Origin of the sequence: Salifodinibacter halophilus, assembly GCA_012999515.1 — a bacterium.
In the GTDB taxonomy this organism is placed as follows: domain Bacteria; phylum Pseudomonadota; class Gammaproteobacteria; order Nevskiales; family Salinisphaeraceae; genus Salifodinibacter; species Salifodinibacter halophilus.
Genome location: JABEEB010000055.1, coordinates 1 through 378 on the forward strand (window position 1 = coordinate 1; position 378 = coordinate 378).

1 protein-coding gene is annotated in these 378 nt (G+C 68.3%); it reads left to right on the top strand.

Going from position 1 to position 378, the window contains the following annotated elements; all coding sequences use genetic code 11:
* Positions 1–378: hypothetical protein (locus HKX41_10655; protein ID NNC24591.1), on the top strand; the 378-nt coding region annotated here is incomplete at both ends.

Here is a 378-nt window from a genome sequence, read left to right on the forward strand (position 1 = left end):
CGGTCAAGTGCGAGCGCATCTACGCGCTGGATTCCGGCGGCATCGGCTGGGAACCGCCGACGCCGTTGATCGACCGCGGCCAGAACGGCCAGACCGGCGAGCTGCCGGTGCTGAGCAAGGTCGAGTTCGTCAACGACAAGGCCGCCGGCCTCGGCCTGCCGCTGCCGGCCGGCCGCGTGCGCGTGTTCGACGGCGGCGATTTCCTCGGCGAAGCGCGCCTGCAGCACACCCCGGCCGGCGCCGAGATCAAGCTCGAACTGGGCAAAGTCTTCGACTTGAGCGCCAAGCGCGAGGCCACCGATTTCCGCCTCGACCGTACCGGACGCACGATGACCGAATCGTTCGCCATCACGATCAAGAACGCGAAGAAGACGCCGG